This window comes from Campylobacter sp. IFREMER_LSEM_CL1890, assembly GCF_025772045.1.
Lineage (GTDB): Bacteria > Campylobacterota > Campylobacteria > Campylobacterales > Campylobacteraceae > Campylobacter_D > Campylobacter_D lari_D.
In genome coordinates this window covers 17307-43756 of record NZ_JAKMRK010000004.1, presented here as the reverse complement: position 1 = coordinate 43756, position 26450 = coordinate 17307, and the positions used below count along the sequence as shown (strand labels likewise).

The 26450-nt window shown below is 30.2% G+C and carries 25 protein-coding genes; 1 reads left to right on the top strand and 24 read right to left on the bottom strand.

All coding sequences use genetic code 11. The annotated features are described in order from the left end of the window. Positions 1-5 precede the first annotated feature (5 nt). Entirely contained in the window at positions 6-881 is an 876-nt protein-coding gene (gene miaA / locus L8W57_RS02875) for a tRNA (adenosine(37)-N6)-dimethylallyltransferase MiaA (RefSeq protein WP_263661964.1), read from the top strand. Here miaA and L8W57_RS02870 read toward each other — a convergent pair. The 24 genes from L8W57_RS02870 to L8W57_RS02755 form a co-directional block, all read right to left on the bottom strand. Continuing rightward, positions 872-3235, bottom strand: coding sequence for a tetratricopeptide repeat protein (locus L8W57_RS02870; RefSeq protein WP_133319482.1), 2364 nt, complete (start codon positions 3233-3235; stop codon positions 872-874). The two genes, miaA and L8W57_RS02870, sit on opposite strands and share 10 nt — an antisense overlap. Positions 3236-3259: 24 nt before the next feature. After that, a complete protein-coding gene (locus tag L8W57_RS02865; protein ID WP_133319481.1) occupies positions 3260-4657 on the bottom strand; it encodes an NADH-quinone oxidoreductase subunit N in 1398 nt (465 codons plus the stop codon). After that, positions 4657-6129, bottom strand: coding sequence for a complex I subunit 4 family protein (locus tag L8W57_RS02860; protein ID WP_133319480.1), 1473 nt, complete (start codon positions 6127-6129; stop codon positions 4657-4659). The genes L8W57_RS02865 and L8W57_RS02860 overlap by 1 nt, the downstream gene beginning before the upstream one ends. A 1-nt stretch (position 6130) precedes the next feature. Beyond that, positions 6131-7933 carry an NADH-quinone oxidoreductase subunit L gene (gene nuoL, locus L8W57_RS02855; protein WP_133319479.1) on the bottom strand — a complete coding sequence of 601 codons (1803 nt, stop codon included), beginning with the start codon at positions 7931-7933 and terminating at the stop codon, positions 6131-6133. After that, the gene (gene nuoK / locus L8W57_RS02850; protein WP_087699810.1) at positions 7921-8232 is read right to left on the bottom strand and encodes an NADH-quinone oxidoreductase subunit NuoK; all 312 of its coding nucleotides are present in this window, start codon (positions 8230-8232) and stop codon (positions 7921-7923) included. The genes nuoL and nuoK overlap by 13 nt, the downstream gene beginning before the upstream one ends. Beyond that, a complete protein-coding gene (locus tag L8W57_RS02845) occupies positions 8232-8738 on the bottom strand; it encodes an NADH-quinone oxidoreductase subunit J (protein WP_133319478.1) in 507 nt (168 codons plus the stop codon). The genes nuoK and L8W57_RS02845 overlap by 1 nt, the downstream gene beginning before the upstream one ends. Next, positions 8731-9363 carry an NADH-quinone oxidoreductase subunit NuoI gene (gene nuoI / locus L8W57_RS02840; protein WP_133319477.1) on the bottom strand — a complete coding sequence of 211 codons (633 nt, stop codon included), beginning with the start codon at positions 9361-9363 and terminating at the stop codon, positions 8731-8733. The genes L8W57_RS02845 and nuoI overlap by 8 nt, the downstream gene beginning before the upstream one ends. Positions 9364-9372: 9 nt before the next feature. After that, on the bottom strand, positions 9373-10371 hold the full coding sequence (gene nuoH / locus L8W57_RS02835; RefSeq protein WP_133319476.1) for an NADH-quinone oxidoreductase subunit NuoH: 999 nt from the start codon (positions 10369-10371) through the stop codon (positions 9373-9375). Further along, on the bottom strand, positions 10368-12821 hold the full coding sequence (locus L8W57_RS02830) for an NADH-quinone oxidoreductase subunit G (protein WP_263661962.1): 2454 nt from the start codon (positions 12819-12821) through the stop codon (positions 10368-10370). The genes nuoH and L8W57_RS02830 overlap by 4 nt, the downstream gene beginning before the upstream one ends. Then, a complete protein-coding gene (locus L8W57_RS02825; protein ID WP_263661513.1) occupies positions 12818-13534 on the bottom strand; it encodes a hypothetical protein in 717 nt (238 codons plus the stop codon). Before L8W57_RS02825 ends, L8W57_RS02830 begins: the two co-directional genes overlap by 4 nt. Continuing rightward, entirely contained in the window at positions 13531-13758 is a 228-nt protein-coding gene (locus tag L8W57_RS02820) for an NADH-ubiquinone oxidoreductase subunit E family protein (protein WP_263661961.1), read from the bottom strand. The genes L8W57_RS02825 and L8W57_RS02820 overlap by 4 nt, the downstream gene beginning before the upstream one ends. After that, entirely contained in the window at positions 13755-14981 is a 1227-nt protein-coding gene (nuoD, locus tag L8W57_RS02815) for an NADH dehydrogenase (quinone) subunit D (RefSeq protein WP_263661960.1), read from the bottom strand. The genes L8W57_RS02820 and nuoD overlap by 4 nt, the downstream gene beginning before the upstream one ends. A gap of 1 nt (position 14982) precedes the next feature. Then, positions 14983-15774, bottom strand: a complete 792-nt coding sequence (locus L8W57_RS02810; RefSeq protein WP_133319471.1) for an NADH-quinone oxidoreductase subunit C — start codon at positions 15772-15774, stop codon at positions 14983-14985. Continuing rightward, entirely contained in the window at positions 15774-16271 is a 498-nt protein-coding gene (locus L8W57_RS02805) for a NuoB/complex I 20 kDa subunit family protein (protein ID WP_039619352.1), read from the bottom strand. Before L8W57_RS02805 ends, L8W57_RS02810 begins: the two co-directional genes overlap by 1 nt. Further along, a complete protein-coding gene (locus L8W57_RS02800) occupies positions 16250-16669 on the bottom strand; it encodes an NAD(P)H-quinone oxidoreductase subunit 3 (protein WP_133319470.1) in 420 nt (139 codons plus the stop codon). The genes L8W57_RS02805 and L8W57_RS02800 overlap by 22 nt, the downstream gene beginning before the upstream one ends. 117 nt (positions 16670-16786) lie before the next feature. Further along, complete coding sequence (locus L8W57_RS02795; RefSeq protein ID WP_220566530.1) at positions 16787-17455, bottom strand: ATP-binding cassette domain-containing protein; 669 nt, start codon at positions 17453-17455, stop codon at positions 16787-16789. After that, positions 17439-18212: an ATP-binding cassette domain-containing protein gene (locus tag L8W57_RS02790; protein ID WP_220566529.1), complete on the bottom strand. Its 774-nt coding sequence runs from the start codon at positions 18210-18212 to the stop codon at positions 17439-17441. Before L8W57_RS02790 ends, L8W57_RS02795 begins: the two co-directional genes overlap by 17 nt. Beyond that, the gene (locus tag L8W57_RS02785; protein WP_263661959.1) at positions 18209-18985 is read right to left on the bottom strand and encodes an ABC transporter permease; all 777 of its coding nucleotides are present in this window, start codon (positions 18983-18985) and stop codon (positions 18209-18211) included. Before L8W57_RS02785 ends, L8W57_RS02790 begins: the two co-directional genes overlap by 4 nt. Beyond that, positions 18978-19916, bottom strand: coding sequence for an ABC transporter permease (locus L8W57_RS02780; RefSeq protein ID WP_318529542.1), 939 nt, complete (start codon positions 19914-19916; stop codon positions 18978-18980). Before L8W57_RS02780 ends, L8W57_RS02785 begins: the two co-directional genes overlap by 8 nt. Positions 19917-19927: 11 nt before the next feature. Continuing rightward, positions 19928-21463, bottom strand: a complete 1536-nt coding sequence (locus L8W57_RS02775) for an ABC transporter substrate-binding protein (RefSeq protein ID WP_263661958.1) — start codon at positions 21461-21463, stop codon at positions 19928-19930. A 43-nt stretch (positions 21464-21506) separates the two neighbouring features. Then, the gene (locus tag L8W57_RS02770) at positions 21507-23450 is read right to left on the bottom strand and encodes a BCCT family transporter (protein ID WP_070255432.1); all 1944 of its coding nucleotides are present in this window, start codon (positions 23448-23450) and stop codon (positions 21507-21509) included. A gap of 198 nt (positions 23451-23648) precedes the next feature. Continuing rightward, positions 23649-24299, bottom strand: a complete 651-nt coding sequence (locus L8W57_RS02765; RefSeq protein ID WP_263661957.1) for a LutC/YkgG family protein — start codon at positions 24297-24299, stop codon at positions 23649-23651. Beyond that, entirely contained in the window at positions 24292-25707 is a 1416-nt protein-coding gene (locus tag L8W57_RS02760; protein WP_263661956.1) for a LutB/LldF family L-lactate oxidation iron-sulfur protein, read from the bottom strand. The genes L8W57_RS02765 and L8W57_RS02760 overlap by 8 nt, the downstream gene beginning before the upstream one ends. Continuing rightward, positions 25704-26444: a (Fe-S)-binding protein gene (locus tag L8W57_RS02755; protein WP_115614003.1), complete on the bottom strand. Its 741-nt coding sequence runs from the start codon at positions 26442-26444 to the stop codon at positions 25704-25706. Before L8W57_RS02755 ends, L8W57_RS02760 begins: the two co-directional genes overlap by 4 nt. Positions 26445-26450: the final 6 nt, after the last annotated feature.

Here is a 26450-nt window from a genome sequence, read left to right as displayed (position 1 = left end):
TTACGATGTTTTTTGAATTTGCTCTTATTGGAACTACTGCAAGTGGCAAAACAGAACTTGCTAACAAACTAGCTTATGAATTTAATGCAAGCATTTTAAGCCTTGATAGTCTTTGCGTGTATAAACAAATCAACATCGCTTCAGCCAAAACAGAGCAAAAAACCTTAGATGAGCTTGATTATTTTGGCATAAATTTATTAAATGTCAATGAGCATTTTAACATTGCTTTATTTTTTGAAGAATACAAAAAAGCAAAAGCCTTTGCTCAAAAAAACAATCAACTGCTTATCATCACAGGTGGAACTAGTTTTTATTTAAAAGCTTTAATGGATGGCTTGAGTGAAAATTTCAAAGAAAGTCAAAGCACGCTAAGTAATGATGAAATTTATCATTTAATGATAAAAATTGATCCACATACCAAAATAGAAAAAAACGACACCTATCGCTTAAAAAAATGGCTTGGAATTTATGAGCAAACTAATAAAATCCCAAGCGAAGTTTTAAAAGAAACAAAACAAGAAGCTTTAATTAAAAAACTTGATATTTTTGAAATTTCTTGGCAAAAAGATCTTTTGGAAAAACGCATTATTAAACGCACTAAAAATATGCTTGATGAGGGTTTAATAGATGAAGCTAAAATGCTATATAGTAACTACGATCATCATTTAAAAGCACTAAATTCCATAGGCTTAAAAGAATGTAAAGATTTTTTAGATAAAAAAATAAATTTAAACGAGCTTGAAGAACTCATCATCATTCACACAAGACAACTTGCCAAAAGACAAAGAACTTTTAATAAAAAATTCAACAAAGAAATTTTAGATTTTCAAAACGCTTATGAAAATTTAAAAGCTTATGTTTTAAAAAAACATCAAAGCTGAGTGTTTAAGACATTTAATTTATCTTTACATAAATTTTGCCAATTGCTTGTTGTGTTAATATCTATACAATTTTGCAAACTTTGCTTTTGATTTTGTACATCTTTTAAATCTTCATAAATATTGCTTTGCATATAAAAAGCTCTTGCGCGCTCATCATCTTTTAAAGGATTAGCAAGCAAATCTTTAAACAAAGTTAAGGCTTGTCGAGCTTGATTGTTTTGTTTTAAGGCTTTGATATAGATAAATTCTAAATCCGGACTAAAAAGATTTACTCCTTTTAAATTTTGATAATCAATAGCCTTTGGAGCATAAGTTAAAATACTTGTTAGAAAATTATTTTTTTCACAATAACGCAAAAACTCATAATATAATTCCACCATACGATAATTCATAGGAAATTGCTCTAGTTTTTGCAAAGTTCTTATCATAGCATTATAATCTTGCAATTTAAGTTCAGCAAAAAATTTAATATAATTTGCTTCAAATTTTTCATCATCGCTAATAATAGTTCTTGTATTTAAAATATCATTAATTGTTTTTACAACAAAACGATAACGCTTATCTTTAAGCGCTAAATCAGCACTTTGAAGTTTATAAAAAATAATATCATCATTTTCATTTTCAACTATATATTTTTTAGCTTCTTCTATACGAGTAGTACGCTTAAAGCATTCAAGCATTTGTTTTTTATTTTGTATTTTATTTCCCACATCATAGACCTTAAAATCATCATATATTTTAACAGCAGCTAAGCACTCATCATTTTTTAAATTTTGTTCTAAAACTAAAATAGCAGCTTGTTCTAAAAGATTTTTGATTTCTTTGTTGGAATATTTTTCTATGTCTTTTTGATAACTTACAACTTTTTCATAATTTTTTTCTTGAAAATATAATCTCACATTATCAAATAAAGCCATACTAGAAATTTCTCCAGCATACTTTTGCATGATCTCTTCATATCTTTGATGTAAAAAACTTGCATTATTATCTTTTAAATATAAGAAATTTTTATCTTGAGCTTCTTTTATTAAACTCACATATTCACCCAAAGGAAAATCTTCTGTGTAAAGATCTAAATACTTTTGAGCTTTAGTATGTTCATTTGCATTTAACAAAGCCAAAGAAAGATCTTTTAATACTCTTTCATATTCCTTATCGACTTTAGTCAAATGCGTAAAAATATACTCATAAATTTTAGAACTTAAATCATAAATTCTATGATTACTAAAAGCCTTAGCTAAAGATAAAGAATTTTCTAAATCACTCATAAAAAATTCAGGATTTGACTCTAAAATTTTACTTGCTAACTCCTTGGCTTCTTTTGTATTTTGCGCTTCTAAATAATTTTTAGACAAAAATAAAGCAGCCCTACTAGCTAAATCTGCATTCGGAGTAGAATAATATACATCTTGATAAATATTATTTGCTATATTTTTTTTACCCAAATGATATAAATAATCTGCATAATCAAGTAAAGCTATTATAGTATATTTATCGTCTTTATGCTCAGTACTTAAAGTATCAATAATATAATCAACATTAGACCTTTGAGATAAGCCCATATAAACTCTCATCATGATATACATTACTTCCGTATAATCTTTATCATTAATATAAGTTCTCACCCATCTTTTAGCATCATCTAGCATTTGCTCTAAAATTTGTTGATCTTTATCAAGCTCATAGGTATAAAGCTTATTTTGCGCTCTTAATTTATAAAGCTCAAATTCATTCATAAATACACTACCTTGATAACGCTTAATAGCATTAACAGCATCTCGTAAAACTTGATCGTATTTTTTGGCTTCATATTCTTGTTTGATATTAAAATATGCATTAAAATCTGCACTTTTTGAAGTTTCCATAGGATTAGAATTTAAATCCAATGCTCCAATATAAGGCATTAATGCATCATCAAAATAAATATCAAAATCAAGTCCATCGCTAGGTTTATAATACCTTAAATCCTTAGTAAAAATAAACACAAAATGTTTAGAAGTATCTCCATTTTGACTTTGAATTTCTTTAGCATTAAAAATATCTTGAGAATAATTAAACATTTTAGCTAAAATTTTAGGATATATTTTAATTGTCAAAAAAGTTTGGTGTTTTTCAAAATAAATTGTAAAATCATCAAATTCTTTATTTTGAAATTGCATATTACTAACGCCCAAAACATTACACTCAAAATGAGTTTTTTCAAATTCAAAAATACTCTTGCAAGTAAAATCTTTATTATCTTTTAAATGCAAAAGTGTAAAGGGACGATTTTGTTCTTCCCCTTTATTAACAATAACCTCAAAAGAAAATATATAATTTATGCTTAATAATAATAAAAATAAAATCCTTATCATGAGCGTGATTATAGCAATATTATTTCACAAAAGCAAAAACGCACATGATAAGCTTCCGATAAAACATAAACTTAAAATAATCTTTTGCTTAATATCTAAATTTATACTCTTTATAGATTGACTTTTTTTAAAAAAGATATAAATTAAAATTTTCAAATAAGCATAAAGCATGATCATGGAACTTAAAGCTATAGCAAATATAAGCACATAATAGCCTGAATTTAAAATAGAAGCTAAAATTAAAATTTTACCCCAAAAAATCCCAAAAGGTGGAATTCCTGCTATACATAAAATAAACATAGCTAATATTATAGATAATACGGGTCTTTGATCAAATAAGCCAGAAAAACTTTCAAATGAGCTTTTTTGAAATAAACTTAAGATTAAAAAAATTCCATAGTTTGCAAAAGCAAAAGAAACCCAATAAACGAACAAGGCAAAAATTGAAAGCAGGTAAGAAGTTCCATCTCCTTGAGAACTCACACTCATACTAGAAACAATAACAGCCAATATAAAAGAAGAATGAGTAATAGAGCTATATGCAAGCATTTTTTTTGCATCTTTTTGAATTAAAGCTACTATGCTTACAGCAAGCATAGAAAAAATTGCTAATGATGCGACTATGTATTCAAATTTTACTCCACCGCCTAAAGCAGAAAAAATTCTTAAAACTACTATTATCATAGCAATTTTTGGAACAATAGATATGAAAGCTATAAAATTTGTATGAACTCCACAATATACATCTTTTAGCCAAAAATGAAAAGGGGCGATAGAAAGTTTTACTCCAACAATAACCAAAAACATTACTCCAGCACATAATAATATAGGATCTGAAATATATTCAGAATGCAATAAATTATCCAAATCCAAAGACTTTGTTTTTAAATACACAAAAGCACAAGCAAAAACAAAAAATCCAGCCCCTACTGCAGCTAAGGCAAAATATTTTATGCTAGAACTAATAGCATTATGAGTTCCTCTTAATGCTATTAATGTATAAAGAGCTAAAGAAGATCCTTCTAAAGCTAGGAAAATCACAATCAAATTAGTACTTGAAACCATTAATATTAAGGAAGCAACCATAAACAAAAATAAAGAAAAAAATTCTGCTCTTTGCTCATCTTTGTCTATAAGCAAATAAAGCATAGAAAAAAACAAAATAATTATTTGTGCAAAAATTGCATAATTATCGCTTACAAATAAACCAAAAAAAGCATGAGAATCATCTAAAACAAAACCATTATAAAGCAATAAAAAACACAAAGTGCTAAGCAAAGCTATAACACTTGCTCCTATATAAAAATTTCTAGAAAGTTTTTTAAACGCACTCAATAAAAGTAATGCAATAGCCCAAAAAAGCAATGACAACACAGGAAATAATAATACAAAATTTAATTTTTCTAAACTAAAACCACTCATTAAAAACCTCTTATACTATCTATGATTTTTTGATTTTCTATGGCGATATTTCTTGTTTGCATAACTTCAAGAATACTATTTACATTAGAAGCAATTTGATCTAGCATAGCACTTGGAGCTACCCCTAAATAAATCACTAATGCACTTAAAATACTTAAAACAAAAATTTCACCTTTTTTAAGCGTAAATTTACTGCACACTTCTTCTTCGCAAGTAGTAAAAAACATATTTCTATAAATATTTAGCATATAAATAGCTCCTAAAACGATTACACCGCCTGCAAATAATGCATACCATAAATTTACACTTGCCACACCTTGCAAGATCAAAAACTCACCTACAAAGGAAATAGTCAAAGGTAATGAAATAGATGAAAACAACAATACTGCAAAGAAAAAGCTAAATAATGGGGCTGTTTTAGCTAAATTTTTATAAAAGTCTAAATCAAAAGTATGATATCTTTTGTAAAGCATATAAGCGGCTAAAAATAAGCCACCTGTTACTATACCATGTGCAAACATATAAAATACAGAACCACTAACCCCATTATAAGTAAAAGTTACGATGCCTAAAATTACCACGCCCAAATGCGAAATTGAGCTATAAGCAATTAATTCTTTTAAATCCTTGGCTTTAAAAGCAATTAAGGCTGCATATAAAATTCCAACTATACATAAAATAGCAAGTAAAGAATAATAATGATTCAAAGTATCAGGCGCTAAAGGCAAAATAAATCTTAAAAATCCAAAAGGTGCCATTTTAAAGCTTACAAGCATTACAGATACTAAAGTCGGACTTTTGGCATAAACCTTTGGAGCCCAAGTATGAAAAGGAAATAAAGGACTTTTAATCGCAAAAGCAATAAAAAATCCTACAAATATTAGATTTTGTGCATTCTCAGGTATAAAAAATTCACTCTTATACCAAGCTAACAAATCAAAACTCCAATATCCAAAACTTTGATAATACAAAAATCCCACATAAATAATAGCTAAAAGCATAAGCATAGAACCGCAAAATGCATAAATGAAAAATTTAATCCCTGCCTTATAATTATCTGAATATCTACCTATTAAATAAATAAGCGGTATAAGAGAAAACTCCCAAAATACATAAAACAATAAAGCATCCAATGAAGCAAAAAGTCCTACAATGCAAAATTGTAATAAAAATATACTTATTACAACACTTTTATCTTGAATATCTAAACATATAAAAGATAAAAAAATCATAATAGAACAAAGTAATATTAAATAAAGCGCTATAGCATCTACACCTATGTGAAAATTAACTATCAAAGAATTTAAACTAAATTCATAAGCCATGCCACCATCGTAGTTAAATAACAAAAAAACATTAAAAACTAAAATCAAAAAACTAACTAAAACAGCAAAGGATTTGCTATCTTCTTTTTGTAAAAATAAAGCTATAAAAGCCGCAAAAAATGGAAATAACATTAATAAACCAAGCATATTACACCGCCAAAGCTAAACAAAATAAACACACAAAAGCCAAAACTACAATTCTTAAAGCCAAAGAATAATCCTTACCCATACTAAGAACCCTAGCAAATGTTTTAAGGAAAAATGCAATACTATCTACCAAAGCATCTAAAATTTCTTTATCAGCTTTTCTTAAAAATTCACAAAATAAAGCATACTTACTAACAATAAATTGATGATAAAATTTTGGTATGTAGTATTCATTAAACAAAAGTTTGTAAATACTTGTTTTAGAAAGTGATGGTTTAAACCAATTTTTCCAATAAGCTATGATAGCTAAAAGCACTCCAAGTACCGCAGAAACACTTGCAAGTATCATAACTAAAGAATTTTGACCATCAATAAAAGCTAAATTTTTACTTACAAAATCCATAAAGCTATGCTCAAAAAATCCTGCTATAATAGCAAGTAAAGCCAAAGGACTCATCGCAAGCAAAGCTATTTTACTAGCTTCATGGGGATGTTCTTCATGTCTTTTTGGAGCAAAAAATACAAGCATTAAAAGTCTAAAACTATAAAAAGCTGTCATAAAAGCTGCTATTAAAAGTACTAAAAAAATTCCATGATGATGGCTTATAAAAGAAAATCCTAAAATTAAATCTTTAGAGAAAAATCCTGCAAAAGGATAAATTCCTGCTAAAGCTAAAGAACCTATGAGCATTAAAATAGCACTAAAACGCATACTTTTATAAAGTCCACCCATTTTACTAATGTCAAGCTTATCATTCATAGCATGCATAACATTACCTGCACCTAAGAATAATAAAGATTTAAAAAATGCATGAGTTGCAAGATGAAATAAAGCTATTGCATAAGCTCCAAGACCTGCTGCTACAAACATATACCCAAGTTGAGAAAGCGTCGAATATGCAATAATTCTTTTTAAATCTTTAGCTACCATAGCCATAGAAGCAGCAAAAAGCGCTACAAAAGCTCCAAGTATAGCGATAAAATACCCTACTTCAGGAACTTGTAAATAAAGCTCCCCTGCGCGAATTACCAAATAAACTCCCGCAGTAACCATAGTAGCAGCATGGATTAGAGCTGAAACTGGCGTAGGTCCTGCCATAGCATCAGCAAGCCAAGTATGGAAAGGAAATTGTGCTGATTTACCCATAGCACCTACAAAAAGTAAAAGTGCTATTAAAATCAAAATCACATCATTTTCATGCCCTAAAGATAAAAGGGTAAAAAATTCATCATATTTTAAAGAGTTAAATTCTATATAAATTAAGAAAATTCCTAAAAGCAAAGCCAAATCTGCAATTCTATTCATGATAAATGCTTCATTAGCAGCAAAAGTGTATTTTTCATTATGATACCAAAAACCTATCAAAAGCCATGAGCAAAGTCCAACACCTTCCCAACCTATGAAAAGTCCTAAGAAATTATCACTCATAATCAAAAACATCATAGAAAAAACAAAAAGTCCCAAATAGCTAAAATAGCGATTAAACCCTTCATCATGCTCCATATAAAATATACTATATAAATGCACAAAAGTCGCTACTATACTTACCACATTCATCATAATCAAAGTAATAGAGTCTATTTTAAAACCAAAACTAACATCTACTAAAGATATCCAAGTACCAAGTTCAAAATTAAAATGTACTCCATTATTTAATAAAACAATTGAAGCAAGAGCTGAAAAAGCTATAAATAAAGAAGCTAAATAACCTAAAATAATTTTCTTAGCACTAAAAGCAAAAATACCTAAAATAACAGCTGAAGCCAAAGGAGAAAAAAGTGCAATTAAAGCTAAATTTTGCATTTTATCTCTCCTTTTTCAGCCAAAGAGCTAAGCTCTAGTGTTCCTGTTTTTCTATACCATAAAACACAAAGCGCTATCCCAACAGCTACTTCACAAGCTGCAACTCCCATTACAAATAAAGCAAAAATTTGACCTTCTATGTCTTTATGAGAAGCTCCTGCTGTAACTAAAGCCAAATTAGCAGCATTTAATAAAATTTCACTTGAAATAAAAAGCATAATTAAATTTTGGCGTTTTATGATACCTATTAGACCAATGATAAACATCAAAATAGCCACAATGTAGTATTTTTCTAACATCATTGTTCGTCCTTTTTTATATTTTTTTGAGTAAGTGCTATAGCACAAATTAAAGCTATTAAAAGTAAAATTGCCATAAATTCAAAAGCAAGCATATATTTTGTAAATAGAGCAAAGCCTATTTGCTGAGTAGAATCAAGACTATAAACTTCACTAGTTTCATTTAAACCAAACTCATATCCCATAATAATACTAACTAATAAAACAGCACTAAAAATCACGGCAAAAATGAAGATTCTTTTACCTTTTAAACTTTCTTTTACTTTTATAGAAGCATCAAAAAACATCATAGCAAAACTATAAAGACCTAAAATAGCTCCACTGTAAACAATTATTTGAATTGCTCCAATAAATTCAGCATTAAGTAAAAAATAAAATCCACTTAAAAAAACCATAGCCGCAGCCAAAGAACTGATAGCATAAAGCACGCTAGTGCTTAAAACACTAATTAAAAAAAATCCCAACACCAAAACACTTAATAAACAAAAAGCTATCGTTTCAAACATTTTCTTCCTTTGGAGCATCTTGCTGTCTTTGCAAATCTATCTCATAATAATTTGGAGTTTTCTTTACTAAATCATCAGCATCTTTTCTTAAACTACCACTTCCCTCAAACACTACTTGATTTTTAAGCTCATCGATAGGAGTTAAAAAATCTTCCTTTTGACCAAAATAAGATCTTTGCTCTGCGGCATTTTCATATTCTTTACCATGCACAATGGCAAGTTCAGGACAAACATCAGCGCAAAATCCACAATAAATACAACGCCCTAAATTAATACTATAATTTTCGACCTTTTTGCGTCCATCTTCGCTTAAACTCGTTTCCATTCTTATACAATTACTAATGCAAATTTTTTCACACAAGCCACAACCAATACAACATTCATTTTCACTTTCAATAAAACGCATCAAACGATGAACTGCACGATATCTATCATCTAAAGCAACTTTTTCCATAGGATATTTAATCGTTGCGCTATTGTTTTTTTTAAACATTTCTCTTAATACGACAAATAAACCTACAAAAAGCTCTGTATTTAAAGAACGCTTGATTACTTGTATGAATTTTTCATAAGTATTTTGAGGATTTTTACGCTCAAAATCTACTTTAAAATAACCTTTTTTCATTGTTTTTTCCTATATCACAAGTACTAAAGCACTAATTAATAAATTTAAAACCGCTAAAGGTATTAAAATCAAATAACACATTCTCATTACTTGATCAGGACGCAGTTGCGGAAAAGCACCTCTAGCCCAAAAATACCAAAAGAACACAAAAGACACTTTCAAAAGCATCATAATAGCCCCTGGTATAATCCAAAAATCATTAAATCCACCCAAAAATAAAAGCGATATCATAATCGCTCCGGTAATCATGGCTGTATATTCTCCGATAAAAAACATACCCCATCTAAGTCCGCTATATTCAGTGCCATAACCTGAAACAAGTTCGGTTTCGTTTTCACTTAAACAAAGTGGAGTTCTATTAGTTTCTATAAAAATAGCTATCACAAATAAAATAAAAGCTAAAGGTTGTTTAAAAATAAGCCAAGAAAGTATGCCATCACTTTGATAGTTATTAATATCTACTAAAGACAAAGATCCAACAAGCATTACAACACACACCAAAGAAAGCCCTGCAACGCTCTCATAAGAGATAATAGAAACAAGCCCTCTTGCCCCGCCTAGCAGCGACCATTTATTATTACTTGCTAAACCTCCTAAAAAAATCGCATAAAAACTAACTCCACCCATACCTACAACAAAAAGCAAGGCTACATTAATATCAGCGATAATAGGACGAATCACTCTACCAAATAAAGTAAATTCAGGAAAAATAGGTATAGCTGCAATTGCTACAAAAGCACAAATTGCTGCAATCAATGGAGCAATTAAAAATACCACTTTTTGAGCATAAGTTGGCACTATATCCTCTTTAGTAAAAAGTTTAATCATATCAGCAACTACCTGAAGCAATCCAAAAGGACCTACCATATCAGGCCCTAAACGACGATGAAATAAAGCCAAAGCCTTTCTTTCAAGATAAGTTGCCAAGCCTGCTAAAGTAGCAAAAATAGCTATAACAAGCACACATTTTATAATTGTTTCTACAATAAAAAAAGTAATATCACTCATATTTTAGCTCCTGCTTTTTCAAGCCAAACTTTTACATATCGAGTATTATCAAATAAAGATTTATAATCAATCTTACTATCATAATCCCCTAAATACGCACCATTTTCTAAAGATTCATCACATTTTACACTTATAGCAATTTGAGTTTTTTCATTTTTTAAAATAACACTATCATCTTGGTTTAAATCAAATTTTTGCATTAAATCAGACGATAAAAATAAAGCTCCAACCTCATTAAAAGCTCTATTACTAAGCTTTGAAAACTGATGAATGCTATTTGCATGATATAAAGTTAAATTTCCTTCATTTTGCTCTTTAACTTCTTGAATGCTTAATGTTTTTTCAAACTCAAAATGGGAAAAATCAAGCTCATAACCTCTATGATTTACCCCACCATTATCATAATGATTTTCTAACTCATCAAAGTCAATTACCCTAAAGCCTTTATTTTGTGGTAAAAATTTAGTATAGTTGATCGTAAATTCTTCATCAAAACCTAAGGCATTTGCCAAATCATTTAAAAAATAACCTTTAAATTCTAAAGCCGCATTTGTAGGAACTAATCTTTTATCATAATTTACAAAGCTACCTTCTTGTTGATTTAAACTAGAACTTGCAAGATCAAAATGCCCATCATAAGAAAAAGTAAAATCGCCTTTTTCGTTATAACCTAATGTTTTTCCTGCTTGAAAATCTTGACTTAAATCACAAATTAAACTCACACCTAAGGTATTAGTGCAAGTTGGATTTAAAAAGACTTTAAATTCAGTATATTTTTGCACCAAAGCACAAAGTTTTGCTAGCTTGGCACTTTGCTCATCATAGTAAAAATCACTTCCTATAATAAGTGTAAATTTTTGCTTTTTTGCGAGTAAAGTTTCTAAAATATCCTCATCTATGCCAAGATTTTTCGCATAATTTGATCTTTGCACCTCTATGCTTTTTTTAATTTTTTTAGGCACAAGTTTTTTAACTTCTTCTATAATAGTTTCGCCATTTTCATTTTGCTTTTCTATCTTTTCAGTAACTTCTTCATTAATAGTTTCTTCTATTTCTTTTGTATCTTGATAATACGCATTTTCTAATGTGTTTTTAAAATCCTGCGGAAGCTCTTTGGCAAATTTTTGCAAGATAAATAATAAAATACTTTCATTATCTTTAATATCATGATTAATCTGCAAGAAATTTTTAGAATATTTATCCACGCCTTTATCTTTTATAGGGTGAAAATATAGCCCTGCACCTTTATTCATTACCAAAGCGTTATTAACTTTATATCCTAGCGTTGGCGCATCATAGCGTAAAAATGAACCTACGATGATTAAAAAATCACTTTGAGTGATATCGTCTGTATTTGCATTATACATTGCATTTGCATTTTGATAAAAACAAGCTAGGAAATCTTGGAATTTTTTAGCTTCATGATTTATAAGATTAAGATTAAATTTTTTACTTAAATTTTGCAAGATTAAAGCTTCTTCATTAGTAATAAAACTATTAAATAAAATATTTTTTATTTCATTATTTTTTATCATATTTACTAGTTTTTCAAAAGCTTTTTCGTCTTTACCTTGAACTTCATTTTGGGTATTAAAACCATATCTTGCAGCTTTATTTAGCGTAGCAAAAGCAAAATCATTGCTCACTCTATAAATTTTTTCTTTTTGATTATTAATACTAGTTTGTTTAATATCATAATACATCAACTCACAATCACTTGAATGTGGATTACTAGCTGGAATTTTCTTTAACTCCCAAGCATTAGATGTATATTGAAAAGCCGAACCCACCAAAGCTCCCGTTGGACATACACTTGTACATTCTCCACAAAAAGAACAGTCAAGTATATCGCCACCACTTGGCGCAATTAAACTCTTTTGAAATTTAGTCCAAATAGCTAGCGCATCTTTACTCATACTTTCTTTAAAGCTTGCATCGGGCGCGCTTGCTCCTCTTGGAGTAGTTTTTAAAGCGCTTTCTCCTATTTTATCTTTACAAACTGTAATACATCTTTCACACACGATACATAAAGCTGGATCATAATTAATCTCGCCCCATTTTTTATGCTCTTTATGGGTATCTTTGATCCAATAATTTTGTACATTTACTCTTGCTTTGTGTGTAAAGTTTTGAAGCTCACACTCACCGGATTTATCACATACTCCACATTGCAAAGGATGATTAATGCAATATGCTTGCATGATAGCATTACGCTCATCCCATAAATTTGATAAATCACTCTCTACTACCATACCTTCTTTAACTTTAGTATTGCAAGAATAAACCTTTTTACCATCAGCTTCTACCATACACATACGACAAGCAAGTGTTGGAGAACAACCATTTAAATAACAAATTGCAGGAATGAAAATATCATTTTTTCTTGCGACATTTAAGATATACTCACCCTCATTTGCCTCACATTCTATACCATTAATGATAACTTTCATTTTATAACCTTAACTTGAGCTTTTGAAAAAGCAAAATCAGCACTTTCATAATCAAACAAAGCCACCGTACCTTTCAAATCATGATTGATTTTTACTATAGTTGTAAATTCTTGAGTGTTTATTTTTAAATTAATTTTATCCCCATCCTTAACCTTAGCAATTAAAGCAAAAGAAGAAGAGCAATGCAAATTTTTGTCTCCCAAAGGTGCTTGCATGATAATAGTTCCATCAAAATTATCAAGTTCTAAAAGCTCACTAAAAGAATTTTGTATTGATAAATTTTCTTCATTTTCATTAGAGCAAATTAGCAAAAGATTAAATTTATGACAAAGTTTTTCTAAAAAATACTTAATATTTTCAAAATCTTTATGTTGATATAAATTTTCATCAAAAATAATACATTTTGCTTCTTTTAAAAACTCTAAAATCTCTAAAGCTTCTTCTTCACCAAAGCAAGATTCAGCACTTAAATACCCCTCATCAAATTCGTTAAATTCAGTCTCCAAGCTCATCTTACAAAGCAAAGCAAGCACGAAAGGCGCACTTGCAATCTCACATTTATAAAAGTTTGCTTTTAAATTTTTATCCTCTAAACAAGAAATATTATAATTTTTACTTTTGTTAAGCTTAGCGCAAAGTGAAGAATTTTTTAAAGAAAGCAAATCCACAAAACACAAAGCATTTAAACCTTCTTGATATTTTGCTAATTTCATTGTCCTACCTTTTTAAAAACTATAGTCCAATCTACTTGATTAAATTTTAAAGAATTTAAAAGTTCACAATTTTGCTCTTTTATGAAAGCAAAACTTTTTTCTACATTAGAAAAATCTCCTATTTCAAATAAAACTACTAAAACTTCACCCATATAAGCATTTTTAATGATTTGCTCTAAATCCTTAAACAAATCTTGACTTTTTCTTAAATCCACGCGTCTCATCGGTCTATCTCGCCTAAAACTATATTAATACTTCCTAAAATTGCCACTGCATCAGCCAAATATGATCCAACAAGCATTTCTTCTAAAAATGCACAATGAAAAAAGCTTGGGGTTCTAGCTCTTAATCTATATGGCCTACCGCTACCATCTGAGTGGATAAAAAATCCAAGTTCGCCTTTTGGACTTTCAGTTGGCACATACACCTCTCCTTTTGGTGGTTTTAAACCTTGGGTTACTAGGACAAAATGTTGCATAAGAGAATAATTTTGCGTCATGATTTGCTCTTTTGAAGCACTTACATACTCAGGATGATTGCATAAAATTTCAGGCGGAGTATCTTGATAAAGCTTAGCACATTGAACTAAAATTTTTAAACTTTCTCTAAATTCTTGCATATAAACCTTATATCTTGCATAAGAATCACCCATTTTGGCCACAGGCACGCCAAAATCTACCTCATCATAAAGCAAATAAGGCTCTTCTTTTCTAACATCATAAGCAATACCACTTCCTCTTAGCATAACCCCGCTACAACCCCAACTTAGCGCTTGTTCTTTACTTACCACTCCTACATTTTCAGTTCTTGCACGCCAAATTCTATTATCATCAAGCAAAGCTTCATAATCTTTTATATCATTTGGAAATTTATTACAAAATACCAAAAGTTCATCTAAAAAACCTTCAGGTAAATCAAGCATTACCCCGCCTATTCTCATAGATGAATGCGTAAGTCTTGCCCCGCAATATTTTTCTATTAGATCAAGCACATACTCACGCTCTCTAAAGCAGTATAAAAATACTGTCATCGCACCAATATCAAGCGCATGTGTAGCAAGCCATAACAAATGCGAAGCAATACGGTTTAACTCAAGTAAAATCATCCTTATCACACTTGCTCTGCGTGGAATTTCTAAACCACAAAGTTTTTCCACAGCAGCTACATAGGCATAATTATTTGCACTAGCTGCGATATAATCCATTCTATCAGTAGTTGGGATAAACTCTTGATAGATCATATTTTCAGCCATTTTTTCCATACCACGATGCATATAACCTATACAAGGAACAGCCTTGGTGATTTCTTCTCCATCAAGCTCTAAAATAAGGCGTAAATTTCCATGAGCACTTGGATGTTGAGGGCCAAGATTTACTATCATGGTGCCATCTTCACGCTCAAAGCTTATATTTTCATAATAAGGTTTTAATTTAGTAGAAATTTGCATTTTATCTTCTCTTATCTAAAATTTTTACTTGCGTTCTTTTGGCTTTTTTAACAAAAGGCACGCCACCTTCTTCTTGATATTCTTGTAGGTATTTATCCTCTCTTGGAGCTTCGCCTTTACCAACCTCATGATAAATTCTACTAAAGTTTAGCGTGTCTTTTTCATCTACAAAACCTGGATCTCTATTTTCTTCACCTACAACCTCGCGGTATTCTTTACCAAAAATTTTATCTATCTCATACCATTTAGCAAATTCATCACCATGCAAAGGATAGCTTTTTAAAAAAGGATATCCATACCAATCATCAGGCATTAAAAGTCTTTTTAAGTTCGGATGATTGATGATGAAAATTCCAAACATATCATATATTTCTCTCTCACACCAATTAGCACCCTTAAAAACGCTCATAACACTTTGAAGCCTTTCTTTTAAACCAACGAAAGTTTTTATTCTCACTCTTAAATTTTTCTCCATATTTAAAAGCTGATAATATACTTCAAAACCCTGTTTTTGAGCGACAAAATCAATCGCACTTGCGTCAGTAAAACAGCTATAACCTAAATTCTTAAGCTTATCAAGAATAGCAACATTATCATCTTTGTTTATCTCAATCACCCAAAAATCAAGCTCTATAAAAGAATTTTTTAACTCAAATTCTTGGCTTAAAATTTGATGATCACTCTCAAAAATACTGCTTTCTATGCTTAGTTTTTTAGTTGCAGGTGCATGGTAAAATCTATCCTCATAATAATTTTTTAACTGAGCATTTTTCTTATCGCTATATTTTCTCATCATATAAGCCTTTTTGGAGCTATTTTTCTGCTTGCTTTTTCTTTACGAATTCTTTTTTGCAAAATCATCAAAGCAAATTGAAAAGTTTCAGGACGCGGGGCACAGCCTGGTACATAAATATCAACAGGAATAATCCTATCCACTCCTTGGACAGTAGAATAGGTATTAAACATACCGCCGGTATTTGCACAAGAACCCATAGAAATAACCCATTTAGGATCAGGCATTTGATCATAAAGTCTTCTTGTAAATTCAGCATGTTTTTTACTTAAAGTACCCGCTATAATCATTACTTCAGATTGTCTTGGACTTGCTCTAAAAATTGTTCCAAATCTATCAAAATCATATCTTGCACCACCTGCTGCCATCATTTCAATAGCACAACAGGCAAGTCCATAAGATAGTGCCCATAAAGAATTACTTCTACCCCATTGCACTAACTTATCAACCGTAGTTAAAACAACTGGCGCATTACTCATTTTTTGATACTCTGCCATGCAAATGCTCCTTTTTTATAAGCATATAAAAAGCCTACTGCAAGTAATAAAATAAAAACAAACACTTCCACTAAGGCAAATAAAGATAAGCCATATTTTGAAAGTTCTGCGGTTAAATCTTTAAAAATCACCGCCCAAGGAAATAAAAACACCACTTCAATATCAAGCAAAATAAAAATCAAAACAAAAACAAAAAATTGAGAATTGATTTTATTTGCTTGTTTAGAAGCCATAGGCCCGCACTCATAAATTCCTAGTCCAAGTTTTTTTCTATTATGAGAGGCTAGCTTAGAACCTATTTTAGAAGAAATATACACCAAAGTAAAAAATATAACACTTGCAATAACAAGCATTGCAAAGATGCCAAAGTATTGATGCTCTATAGTTGCGTGCGTCATAATAAACCTTTTATTTAAGCATAATTAAATTTATTTTACTTCAATTTAGCTATATAAAAACTTATTATCAAAAAAATAAATTTTTATGTATTTCAAAATGAAACAGTTTTTATCTTTTTATAAATACATTTTTTTATGGCAAATATTTTGTAAGATTTTTTCCTGATGAGAAATAAAAATATAAGTAATATCGTATTTTTTTTGAAAAGCATATAAATAATTTAGAATTTTACAAGTAGTTGGTATATCAAGTGCTGCTGTGATTTCATCTAAAATAAGCAATTTTGGTTTTAAAAGCAAAGCTCTAATCAAACCTAATCTTTGGCTTTGACCGCCACTTAATTTAGAAGGTTTTAAATTTAAAATATCTTTTTCAAGCTCAAAAGCATCAAAAAGTTTAAAAAGCTCTCCAAAATCGGGCTTAAGTTTAAAATTTTCATACACATCAATCAAAAGTCTTTTGGTATTTTTGTAAGGATTTAAAGCTAGCTTTTGATCTTGGAAAATATATTGAATTTTTTGGCGTAATTTTCTTTGAGCGTTAAAATCTAAATTTAATATATTTTCATTTTCAAACAAAACTTCTCCAGTATTTGCGCGTTCAAGCATACAAAGAATTTTAGCTAAAGTGCTTTTACCACTACCACTTTCCCCACAAAGCAATAAATTTTCATTTTGATTTAGAGAAAAACTCACATCTTTAAAAACAAAAATTTCCTCTTCCTTTAAATACCAATGTTTTTTAAATTTATAAGATTTGCTTAAATTTTTAACTTCTAAAAACATTCTCATTCTCAAAATAATTTAACAATTCTTTAGCAAAAACACCTTTTGGATTGCTTAAAAACTCTTTCACGGGCATTTGATAAATCAAAGTTTTATCTTCTATGATAGCCACCTCATCACAAAGCTCTTTAGCTAAATTTGTATCATGAGTAATGAAAATGAGATTTTTAAATTGTGTTTTTAGCTCTTTTAAAATAGCGATGATTTTTTCTTCATTAGTTCTATCAAGTGAGCTTGTAATCTCATCACACAATAAATACTTAGCCTCGCTTAGTAAAGCTAGAGCTATTTGAATGCGTCTTGCCATACCACCACTTAACTGATATATAAAAGAATGCCATAAAAGATCATGATTTTTAAGCCCTAAACACTCAAAATAATAAAAGGCCTTTTCTTTAATCTCTTTTGTGCTTAAATTAGTATGAGTTTTTAAAACTATATTAAAATAACTCCCTATATCAACAAGAGGATAAAAACTCCCATAAACATCTTGAAAAAGTAAATTTACCTTAGTTCTTAAAATATTTAGCTCTTTTTCTTTTAAAATTAAAATATCTTTTTGATCTATCCTAAATTTTTGCGCATTAAGCTTATAGTGTTTATCAAAGAGCTTAATCATGCTTTTTAAAAGCAAGCTTTTTCCCGCTCCACTTTTACCCATGATAGCCAAAGCTTTACCATCTTCTAAATTAAGATTTATATCTTTTAATAAGATCTTATCTTTAAAGCTAAGATTTAAATTTGCAATTTCTATCATGCTTTAATCTCTTCTTGTAAGTCATTACCCAAAGCAAGCAAAGGTAGGATAAGCATAAGTATAAAGGCCACTGGAAAAACTATCATCCACCAAAATCCTAAAAACACAGCCTTACTTGCTTCATTTAACATATTTCCTAAACTTGGAGTCCAAAGCTCTACACCCAAGCCAAAAAAGCTTAAAGTAGCTTCACTTGTAATAGCATGAGCGATATTTAAAACAAAAAGCACAAAAAGCAAATTCCAACAAGCAGGTAAAAGCTCGCTAAATAAAGCTTTCATCTTACTAGAGCCTAGAATAATAGCATTTTGATAAAACTCAAGTTTTTGAAATTTATTAAGCTGAGTATCAAGTACTTTTGCCACAAAAGCAAAATGCCCCAAAGCGATGATAAAAATCATACTCCACAAAGATCCCGCCAAAAAGCTTTGAAAAAACATAATCACAAGCAAAGAAGGTAAAGCCAAAAGCATATCAAGCACTCTAGCGAAAAAAGCATAAGCAAAAAATCTTGTTAAAAACACATAAACACAAGCAAAAAGCACGCTAAAAAATGCTGCCATTACCCCTACAAATAAAGAAACACGCAAGGCATATAAAATACGCGTAAAAATATCTCTACCAAGTAAATCTGTGCCAAAAATATGACTTAAATTTGGGGCTATTTTAGCCTTGCTTAAATCCACTAAATTAGGATCATAAGAGCTTATTAAAGGTACAAAAAGCGCTAAAATAAAACTTAGCAAAATCATCATCACATAAAACTTACGCATTGGCAAACCTTGGATTAATCATCTTGCAAATTATCTCTACGATCAAATTTACAAGCACTACCACTAAAATGCTAAAAATTACCACAGCTAGCACCACAGGATAGTCTTTAAACAATATACTTTTAATCACTAAATTTCCAACACCCTCATAAGAAAACACACTTTCTACTATATAAGTTCCCATTAAAAAACTCACAAAGGAAGCGCCAAAATACGCGAGTATAGAAGCAAAAGCATCTTTTAACACAAAATGCAAATAAATTCTTGTTTTGCTAAGCCCTCTTGCAAAAGCACTTTCTATAAAGCCCTGATTTAAACTATCAATCAAACTTGTCCTTATAAAACGCACAAAAACAGCTAAATGTGAAAGCACTAAAGCACATACTGGTAAAAACAAATGCCACAAACGATTAAATACATCATCTTCAAAGCCAATATCAGCAATAGCCGAACTTGGAAAAAGCTTAAAAAATACAGCAAAAACTAAAATAAGCATTAGCGATAAAGAAAAAGCAGGCAATGCAAAAAAACTCATCGTTGAAAAGGTAATAATCTTATCTAAAAAACTATCTTTATAAAGAACGCAAAAAAGTGCTAAAACCAAAGATAACACAAAAAGCACCAAAAAAGCCAAACTTCCTAGTATGATGGTATAGGGAAGTTTTTCTTTTAAAATTTCATTAACCTTTTCTCCGCTGATTAAAGAGTAAGAAAAGTCGCCTTTCATGGCATTAAAAAGCCAATTTTCATACTGCTCTAATAAAGGCTTGTCTAAATTTAAATTGTGCTCAATTTCTTCTTTTATTTTAAGGCTAGTTCCTTGAGGCACACTAGCAAAAACCACACTTCCTTTAGCATGATAAATCATCACAAAACATAAAAAACTTGCAAAAATCATCAAAAAAAACGCCCATAAAAGGCGTTTAAAAATGAGTTTTAGCACTAATTTTTGCTCCACTCATAAGCATTCCAAGTAAAACCTACCCCATGATGACCTAAAATATGAGGTTTTATACCTTGGATATTTTTAGCAAAAACTAAAGGATAATCAATATAAGCTATAAATAAAAATGCAGGATCTTTATATAAAGCGTCAGTAAATTCTTTATAGTATTTTTTTCTTTCATTTACATCAAGTGAATTTCTAGCTTTTATCAGAGCTTCATCAACTTTAGCATTTTGATAATGACCAAAATTCCATCCACTAGAGTTTAAAGCACTATCTTGAGAGCTTTCAAAAACTCTAAAAGTATGAAAATCAGGATCATAAGGACTACCCCAACCTACCAAAAAGCTGTCAATCTTAGTATAGTCAAAACTTCCACTCGGCTTAGCAACTGCCTTTGCCTTAATACCAAGCTTTAAAAACTCACTTTGTAAGATATTTACCAAAGCTATTCTTAGTGGATCTTCACTCATAGCATACATTTCAAAGCTAAATTCTTTGCCATTTTTTTCTAAAATTCCATTTTTGTTTTTCACAAAGCCTGCTTTTGCTAAAAGCTCATTTGCTTTTTTTACATCATAAGTATAAGTTGCAAATTCTTTAGGATTTGCCCATGATTTTTCCAAAGGATGATTTGCTACTTTTCCAAAAGAATGCAAAAGAGAATCCACAATAGCTTTTTTATCGATAGCGTAATTTAGTGCTAAACGCACATTTTGATCTTTTAAAAACTCATGATTAAAATTAAACATCAAAGCACGATAATCAGCCGAAGGCTCTATAAGCATTTTAAAGTTTTTATCATTTGCAAAATTTGAAGCTAGAGCAAAATCGACTAAAGCTACATCAATAGAACCATTTTTAAGCTCAATAGCGCTAATACTTGGATCTTTAATATGTTTTAGTATGAGTTTTGGTGTTTTTACCTTAGCTAAATGATAATTTTCATTTGCTTCTAAGATCATATATTGACCTTTTTTCCATTGTTTTAGCTTATATGGTCCTGTTCCTATAGGCATTTGATTAAATTTAGTAGTATTTAAATTTTCTTTTTCAAGTAAATGTTTTGGTAAAATTCCCACACTCAAAGCGTCTAAAAATGCAGGAAAAGGCTTTGAAAGTGTGATAATCAAATGATAATCATCAATAATTTTTACTTCTTTAACTGCGTCAAAATTTACCTTTGAGGGTGAATTTAACTTCTCATCTTTTAAAGCATTTATACTAAATTCCACATCTTTGGCACTAAATTTAGTCCCATCATGCCACAATATATCATCTCTTAAAGTAAATTCATAAACAAGCCCATCTTTACTAACTTTCCAAGATCTAGCAAGATCAGGCGCTAAGCTCATATTTTCATCAAAACGTGTAAGTCCTGAAAACACAAGAGCAATTGCCACATCATGATCTTCACTAAAAAGCGGATTTATACGCTCTGGCTCATTTTCCACTGCTATAACGATCGTATCTTTTGGCGTAATAGCAAAAAGATTTAAAGCACAAAAAAACATTAAAAAAAATCTCAACATAAAAGGCCTTTCTTATAAGAATAAAGTGTAATTATAACGCTTTTTAATCATAAGCTTTGGTAAAAATTTCATTTTTATCATCAAATAAAAGTTGCAAATACCTCTCATATTGCTTTAGTATATCTACGATGATTTCTTGCTCGTTTAAATACTCTATATTATAACCATTACGCGAATCAGCAAAGAAAGTTTGTGGCTCAAAGATAAATTCTTTAGAATAAGTTGGCATAAATTTATCATCAATTATGCTTTGGCTTGCTTGTTTTTTTACTACTTGCACTCCATAGATAAAATCTTTTGCAAATTCTTTTTTTATAATCAAACTTATACTTGATTTTTCTTGAACGATCTGTGTTTTCAAGCCGTAGTTTTTTAGACTTTGGCTGAGTGATTCCATAGCATTTTTAACTTTGGTATTTAAGAAATTTTGTATGTCTTGTTCTTTGCTTTGTTTTAAAATTCTAGCAAGTCTTTCTTGCCAAAATTCTCCTGTAAAATACACACTACTTTGACTAAGCTTAGTTAAAGAGTAATTCACATCTACAATTAAGCCTTTAAGCAATGAAAAACACATCAAACAAAGCAAAAATGCAAAAGGTAAAGCCACTATCATAGTGATACTTAAAATCGCCCCCAAGCCGCCTGAATACAGTAAAGAAGTAGCTAAAAGCGCAAGCACAAAACCCCAAAGGATATTTTGCCATTTGTATGGCTCATGAGCGCCACCACTACTTAAAGAATTTAACACAAATATCCCACTATCTGCTGAAGTGATGAAAAACAAAGCTAAAACCAAAAGCGCAAGCAAAGAACTAAAATAAGAAAAAGAAAAATTTTGTAAAAAATAAAAAAGCAAACTTTCAGGTGCTGAAGTAAAAGGACTTAAAATATCATTGAAATTTAAAGCACTATTGCCAAAAATGCTAAACCAAAGTATATTAAAACTAGTAGGCACTACAAGCACGCCAAAAATAAATTCCCTTATCGTTCTACCACGAGAAATCTTAGCAATGAAAAAGCCCACAAAAGGTGCCCAACTAAGCCACCAAGCCCAATAATAAATAGTCCAATTATTAAACCATTCTATATGTTCTTTTTCATAATAATAAGTCTTAAAGCTCAAAGAAATTAAATTTTGCAAATAATTTCCAATATTAGAGCTAAATTGTGAAAGAATTTGGATGGTATTTGTTGAAAAAAGCACAAAAAGCATTAAACACACTGCAAAAACTAAATTTGCTTCACTTAAAATTTTTAAACCCTTTGTTAGGCCACTAATCGATGAGAGCGTGGCCAAAGAAATAATGATGATTATAATCACGCTTTGTTCTAAAAAGCTTTGTCCGTTTAAAATACCCAAATTTGAAAAGCCCGCATTTAGTTGAGATGCACTATAACCAAGTGTGGTACTAATGCCAAAAACCGTGACAATTAAAGCAAGCATATCAACTAAATTTCCCCAAAAACCATAAATTTTATCTTTAAGTAAAGGGTAAAAAGCACTACGCAAACTAAGAGGCATTTTATATCTAAAACCAAAATACGCCATAGCCAAAGCACACACCCCATAAATAGCCCATGGGTGAATTCCCCAGTGAAAGATAGTATGTAGCATAGCTTCTTCATCGCTTGTTTGCAAGGCTTTTTTATGTATGAGAGGTTCAGCCACACCAAAATACATAAGCCCCACTCCCATACCCGTAGCAAAAAGCATAGCAAGCCAAGAAGTAAATTTAAAATGAGGTTTTTCATCATCATCACCGAGTTTAATATCGCCAAATTTTGAAAGTGCAAGTGCGAGCATAAAACACACAAAAAAGCTCACACTTAATATATAAAACCATGAAAAATTTGCAAAAATTCCACTTTTTATATGATTGATAAAATCATTTGTAAGTTTAGGCAAGAAAATACAACTAAGGCTTAAAACAACTATAATACTAATACTTGGTAAAAATACTGCCTTTTTAAAACTTGTTTTTAACATGATTTTCCTTTTTATAGTTTTAAAATTTAAGTTAATACCTTTTTTACTATGTCAAAAAATATCTTAAATATAACTAAAATCAATAAAATAGCAAAGGTTGATAAAAATATAATTTAATTAATGTTTTAAAAACCAAGAAGTTAATTTTTGATTTGAAGGTGATTTTAGAATTTACACTAAGTGCAAATTCTAAATAAATCAATAAAGTATAATATGAACCTTTTGAGATCCATGAACTCCAAAAACAGTGATAAGTTCAATATCTGCAGTTCTTGATGGCCCTGCTATAAACAAAATATTGCTAGGTAAAATTTCATTTTCTTCTTTTACTAAATTCAATGCTTGGCTAATGCTTTTTACAATATTTTCTTTTTTTAATAAGACAATACAAAGCATAGGAGCCAAAGAAAGCATTCTTGGTTGAGTTTTATCAGACAAAACTAAAGCAACTCCATGTGAGCTTACTCCAACTCTTGCTTGGATGATAGAAAAATCACTATGAAAAACTTCTTTTCGTATTTTTTCAATCTCTTGATTAAAACAAGTCTTTTTTTCGGCTTCAATTTTATTTATATCTAAATTTAAATTATCAGGATAAATAAGACTTTTATAGCCATAACTTTTAACAATTTGATTGATTTTTTCTTCTAATTTTTCTAACGAGCTTTCTTCTACTATGTATTTATTTGCACTCATTTTTTCTTTTAACTCACTATATATATCATCACTTGTTTTGATATGCTCTATAGGATCCATAGTCGGGATTTTTTCAAAAGATAAATGTGTATTTTTAATCTTATCCAAAATAGCTTTTTTGCTTTGTGAAGAAATTTCATTTATTCTACTCACACTTTACTCCTTGCATATTTTCAAGTTCTTTATAAAGATCAAGTTTTATTTGTGGAAATTCCTTATAAGCACTCCATTTTTTAACTACTGGTAAAGAATTTTTTCCTTTTTGCAAAAGCCAATTAAAATTATGTAAATTTGCTAAAGTATTTTTCCAAATAATAGGACTTGTAGCTACTTTTTCAAAAATCTTAAATGCCATAGCTTCAGCAGTATTTGGAGCGATATTATCAAAACTTCCTTGACCTACTTTTGCTGCTCTTAATTTGCGTATTAAATCCGCAAGAGGAATTCTTACCGGACAAACTTCAGAACATCTTCCACAAAGCGAGCAAAAAGTAAGAATATCACCATTTTCTTGCATACCAAAAAGATTAGGACTTATGACTTCTCCAATCGGCCCTGGATATACACTTTGATAAGTATGGCCGCCTATTTTATCATACACAGGACAAAAATTCATACAAGCCCCACATCTTATACAACGCAAAGCTTCATAATAATCTTCATCATTTAGTATTTTGCTTCTATTATGATCAAAAAGAATAATATGCACTTCTTTTGGGCCATCTAAATCTCCATTTTTTCTAGGTCCTGTAATGATATTGTTATAAGTTGGTATAAATTGACCCGTAGCTGATGGAGTAAGTAAAGACACCATAGTGGCAGCATCTTCAAAGCTTTCCATAACTTTTTCTATACCACAAAGTGCTACATGTATATCACTTGCTGTGGTGCACATCCTACCATTTCCCTCATTTTCTATAAGCCAAAAAGCACCTTCTTTAGACATAGCAAAATTTACTCCGCTAAGTCCCATTTTAAGCCCTTCAAATTCATCTCTTAAATGCTTTCTTGCAATAGAATTTAGCTTTTCTGGCTCACTTTCTAAATTAGAGCCTAATTTTTCTTGAAAAATTTTACCAATTTCATAGCGGTTCTTATGTACCGCTGGAACTACAATATGCACGGGAGTTTCATCATTTAACTGCAATATAAGTTCGCCTAAATCTGTTTCTATGGCTTTTAAGCCTTTGGATTCTAGGTAGTGGTTTAAACCTATTTCCTCACTAGCCATAGATTTACCTTTTAGAATTTTACCGATGTTTTTTTCTACCATTAATTCATATATAATCTCACAGGCATCCTCATCAGAACTCGCCCAATGGACATTTATGCCATTTTTAGTGGCATTTTGTTCAAATTCTAAAAGCCTATCGTGTAAAGTTGATAAAGCATTGTTTTTAGCTTGCTTAGCTTTAGATCTTAGTCCTTGCCAATCATTAAATTTCTCATCTATAACTTTTAAACGATTTTTTTGCAAAGTATGCATGGCAGATCTTAAATTCTCTCGCATTTGCTTATCATGAATTTTCACATCCACAATTTGTTCATGTGTCATTTTCATATCGCAACTCCTTCAAGACGCTTGTTTAAAAAATCATACAAATGAATTCCTTTTATATCAAGCCCCATTTTACTCATCGTGCCTGCAATATTCATCAAACACCCACCATCAGAACTTAATACATATTTTACGCCTGTATTTTGGATATCTTTGATTTTTTCTTGTGCCATAGAGTTTGAAATTTGAGGCTCTTTCACAGAAAAAGTTCCTCCAAAACCACAGCATTCTTCTTCAAATTCTAGAGGAATTAATTCCACATTTTTGAGTTTTTTTAGCAGATTTTTGCTCGCTTGTATGCTTTTTTGAATTCTTAATGCATGGCAGTTAGAGTGCCAAGTCACTTTTATAGGCTCGCCTTTATCTTCATAATCAACCTTTAAAACCTCATCTAAATACTGGCTAAGATCAATCACCCTAGAGCTAAATTCCTTTACCAAGTTAAAATGCTCATCATCTTTGAAAAGCTCTAAATAATCATGACTCATCATCCCCGCACAAGAACCGCTTGGCACTACTATAGGATAATCTTGAGTAAAAAGTTTTATATTATGCAAAGCTATATTTTTACTTTCTTTAAAATACCCTGAATTAAATGAGGGTTGAGAGCAGCAAGTTTGCTGCTTTTTAAATATAACCTCAACTCCCTCTCTTCTTAAAAGTCTAACCGCGTTTAAAACACTTTCTTGCATTATCGCACTACCCAAACAAGTAGCAAATAAATACACTTTTTTCATCATCAATCC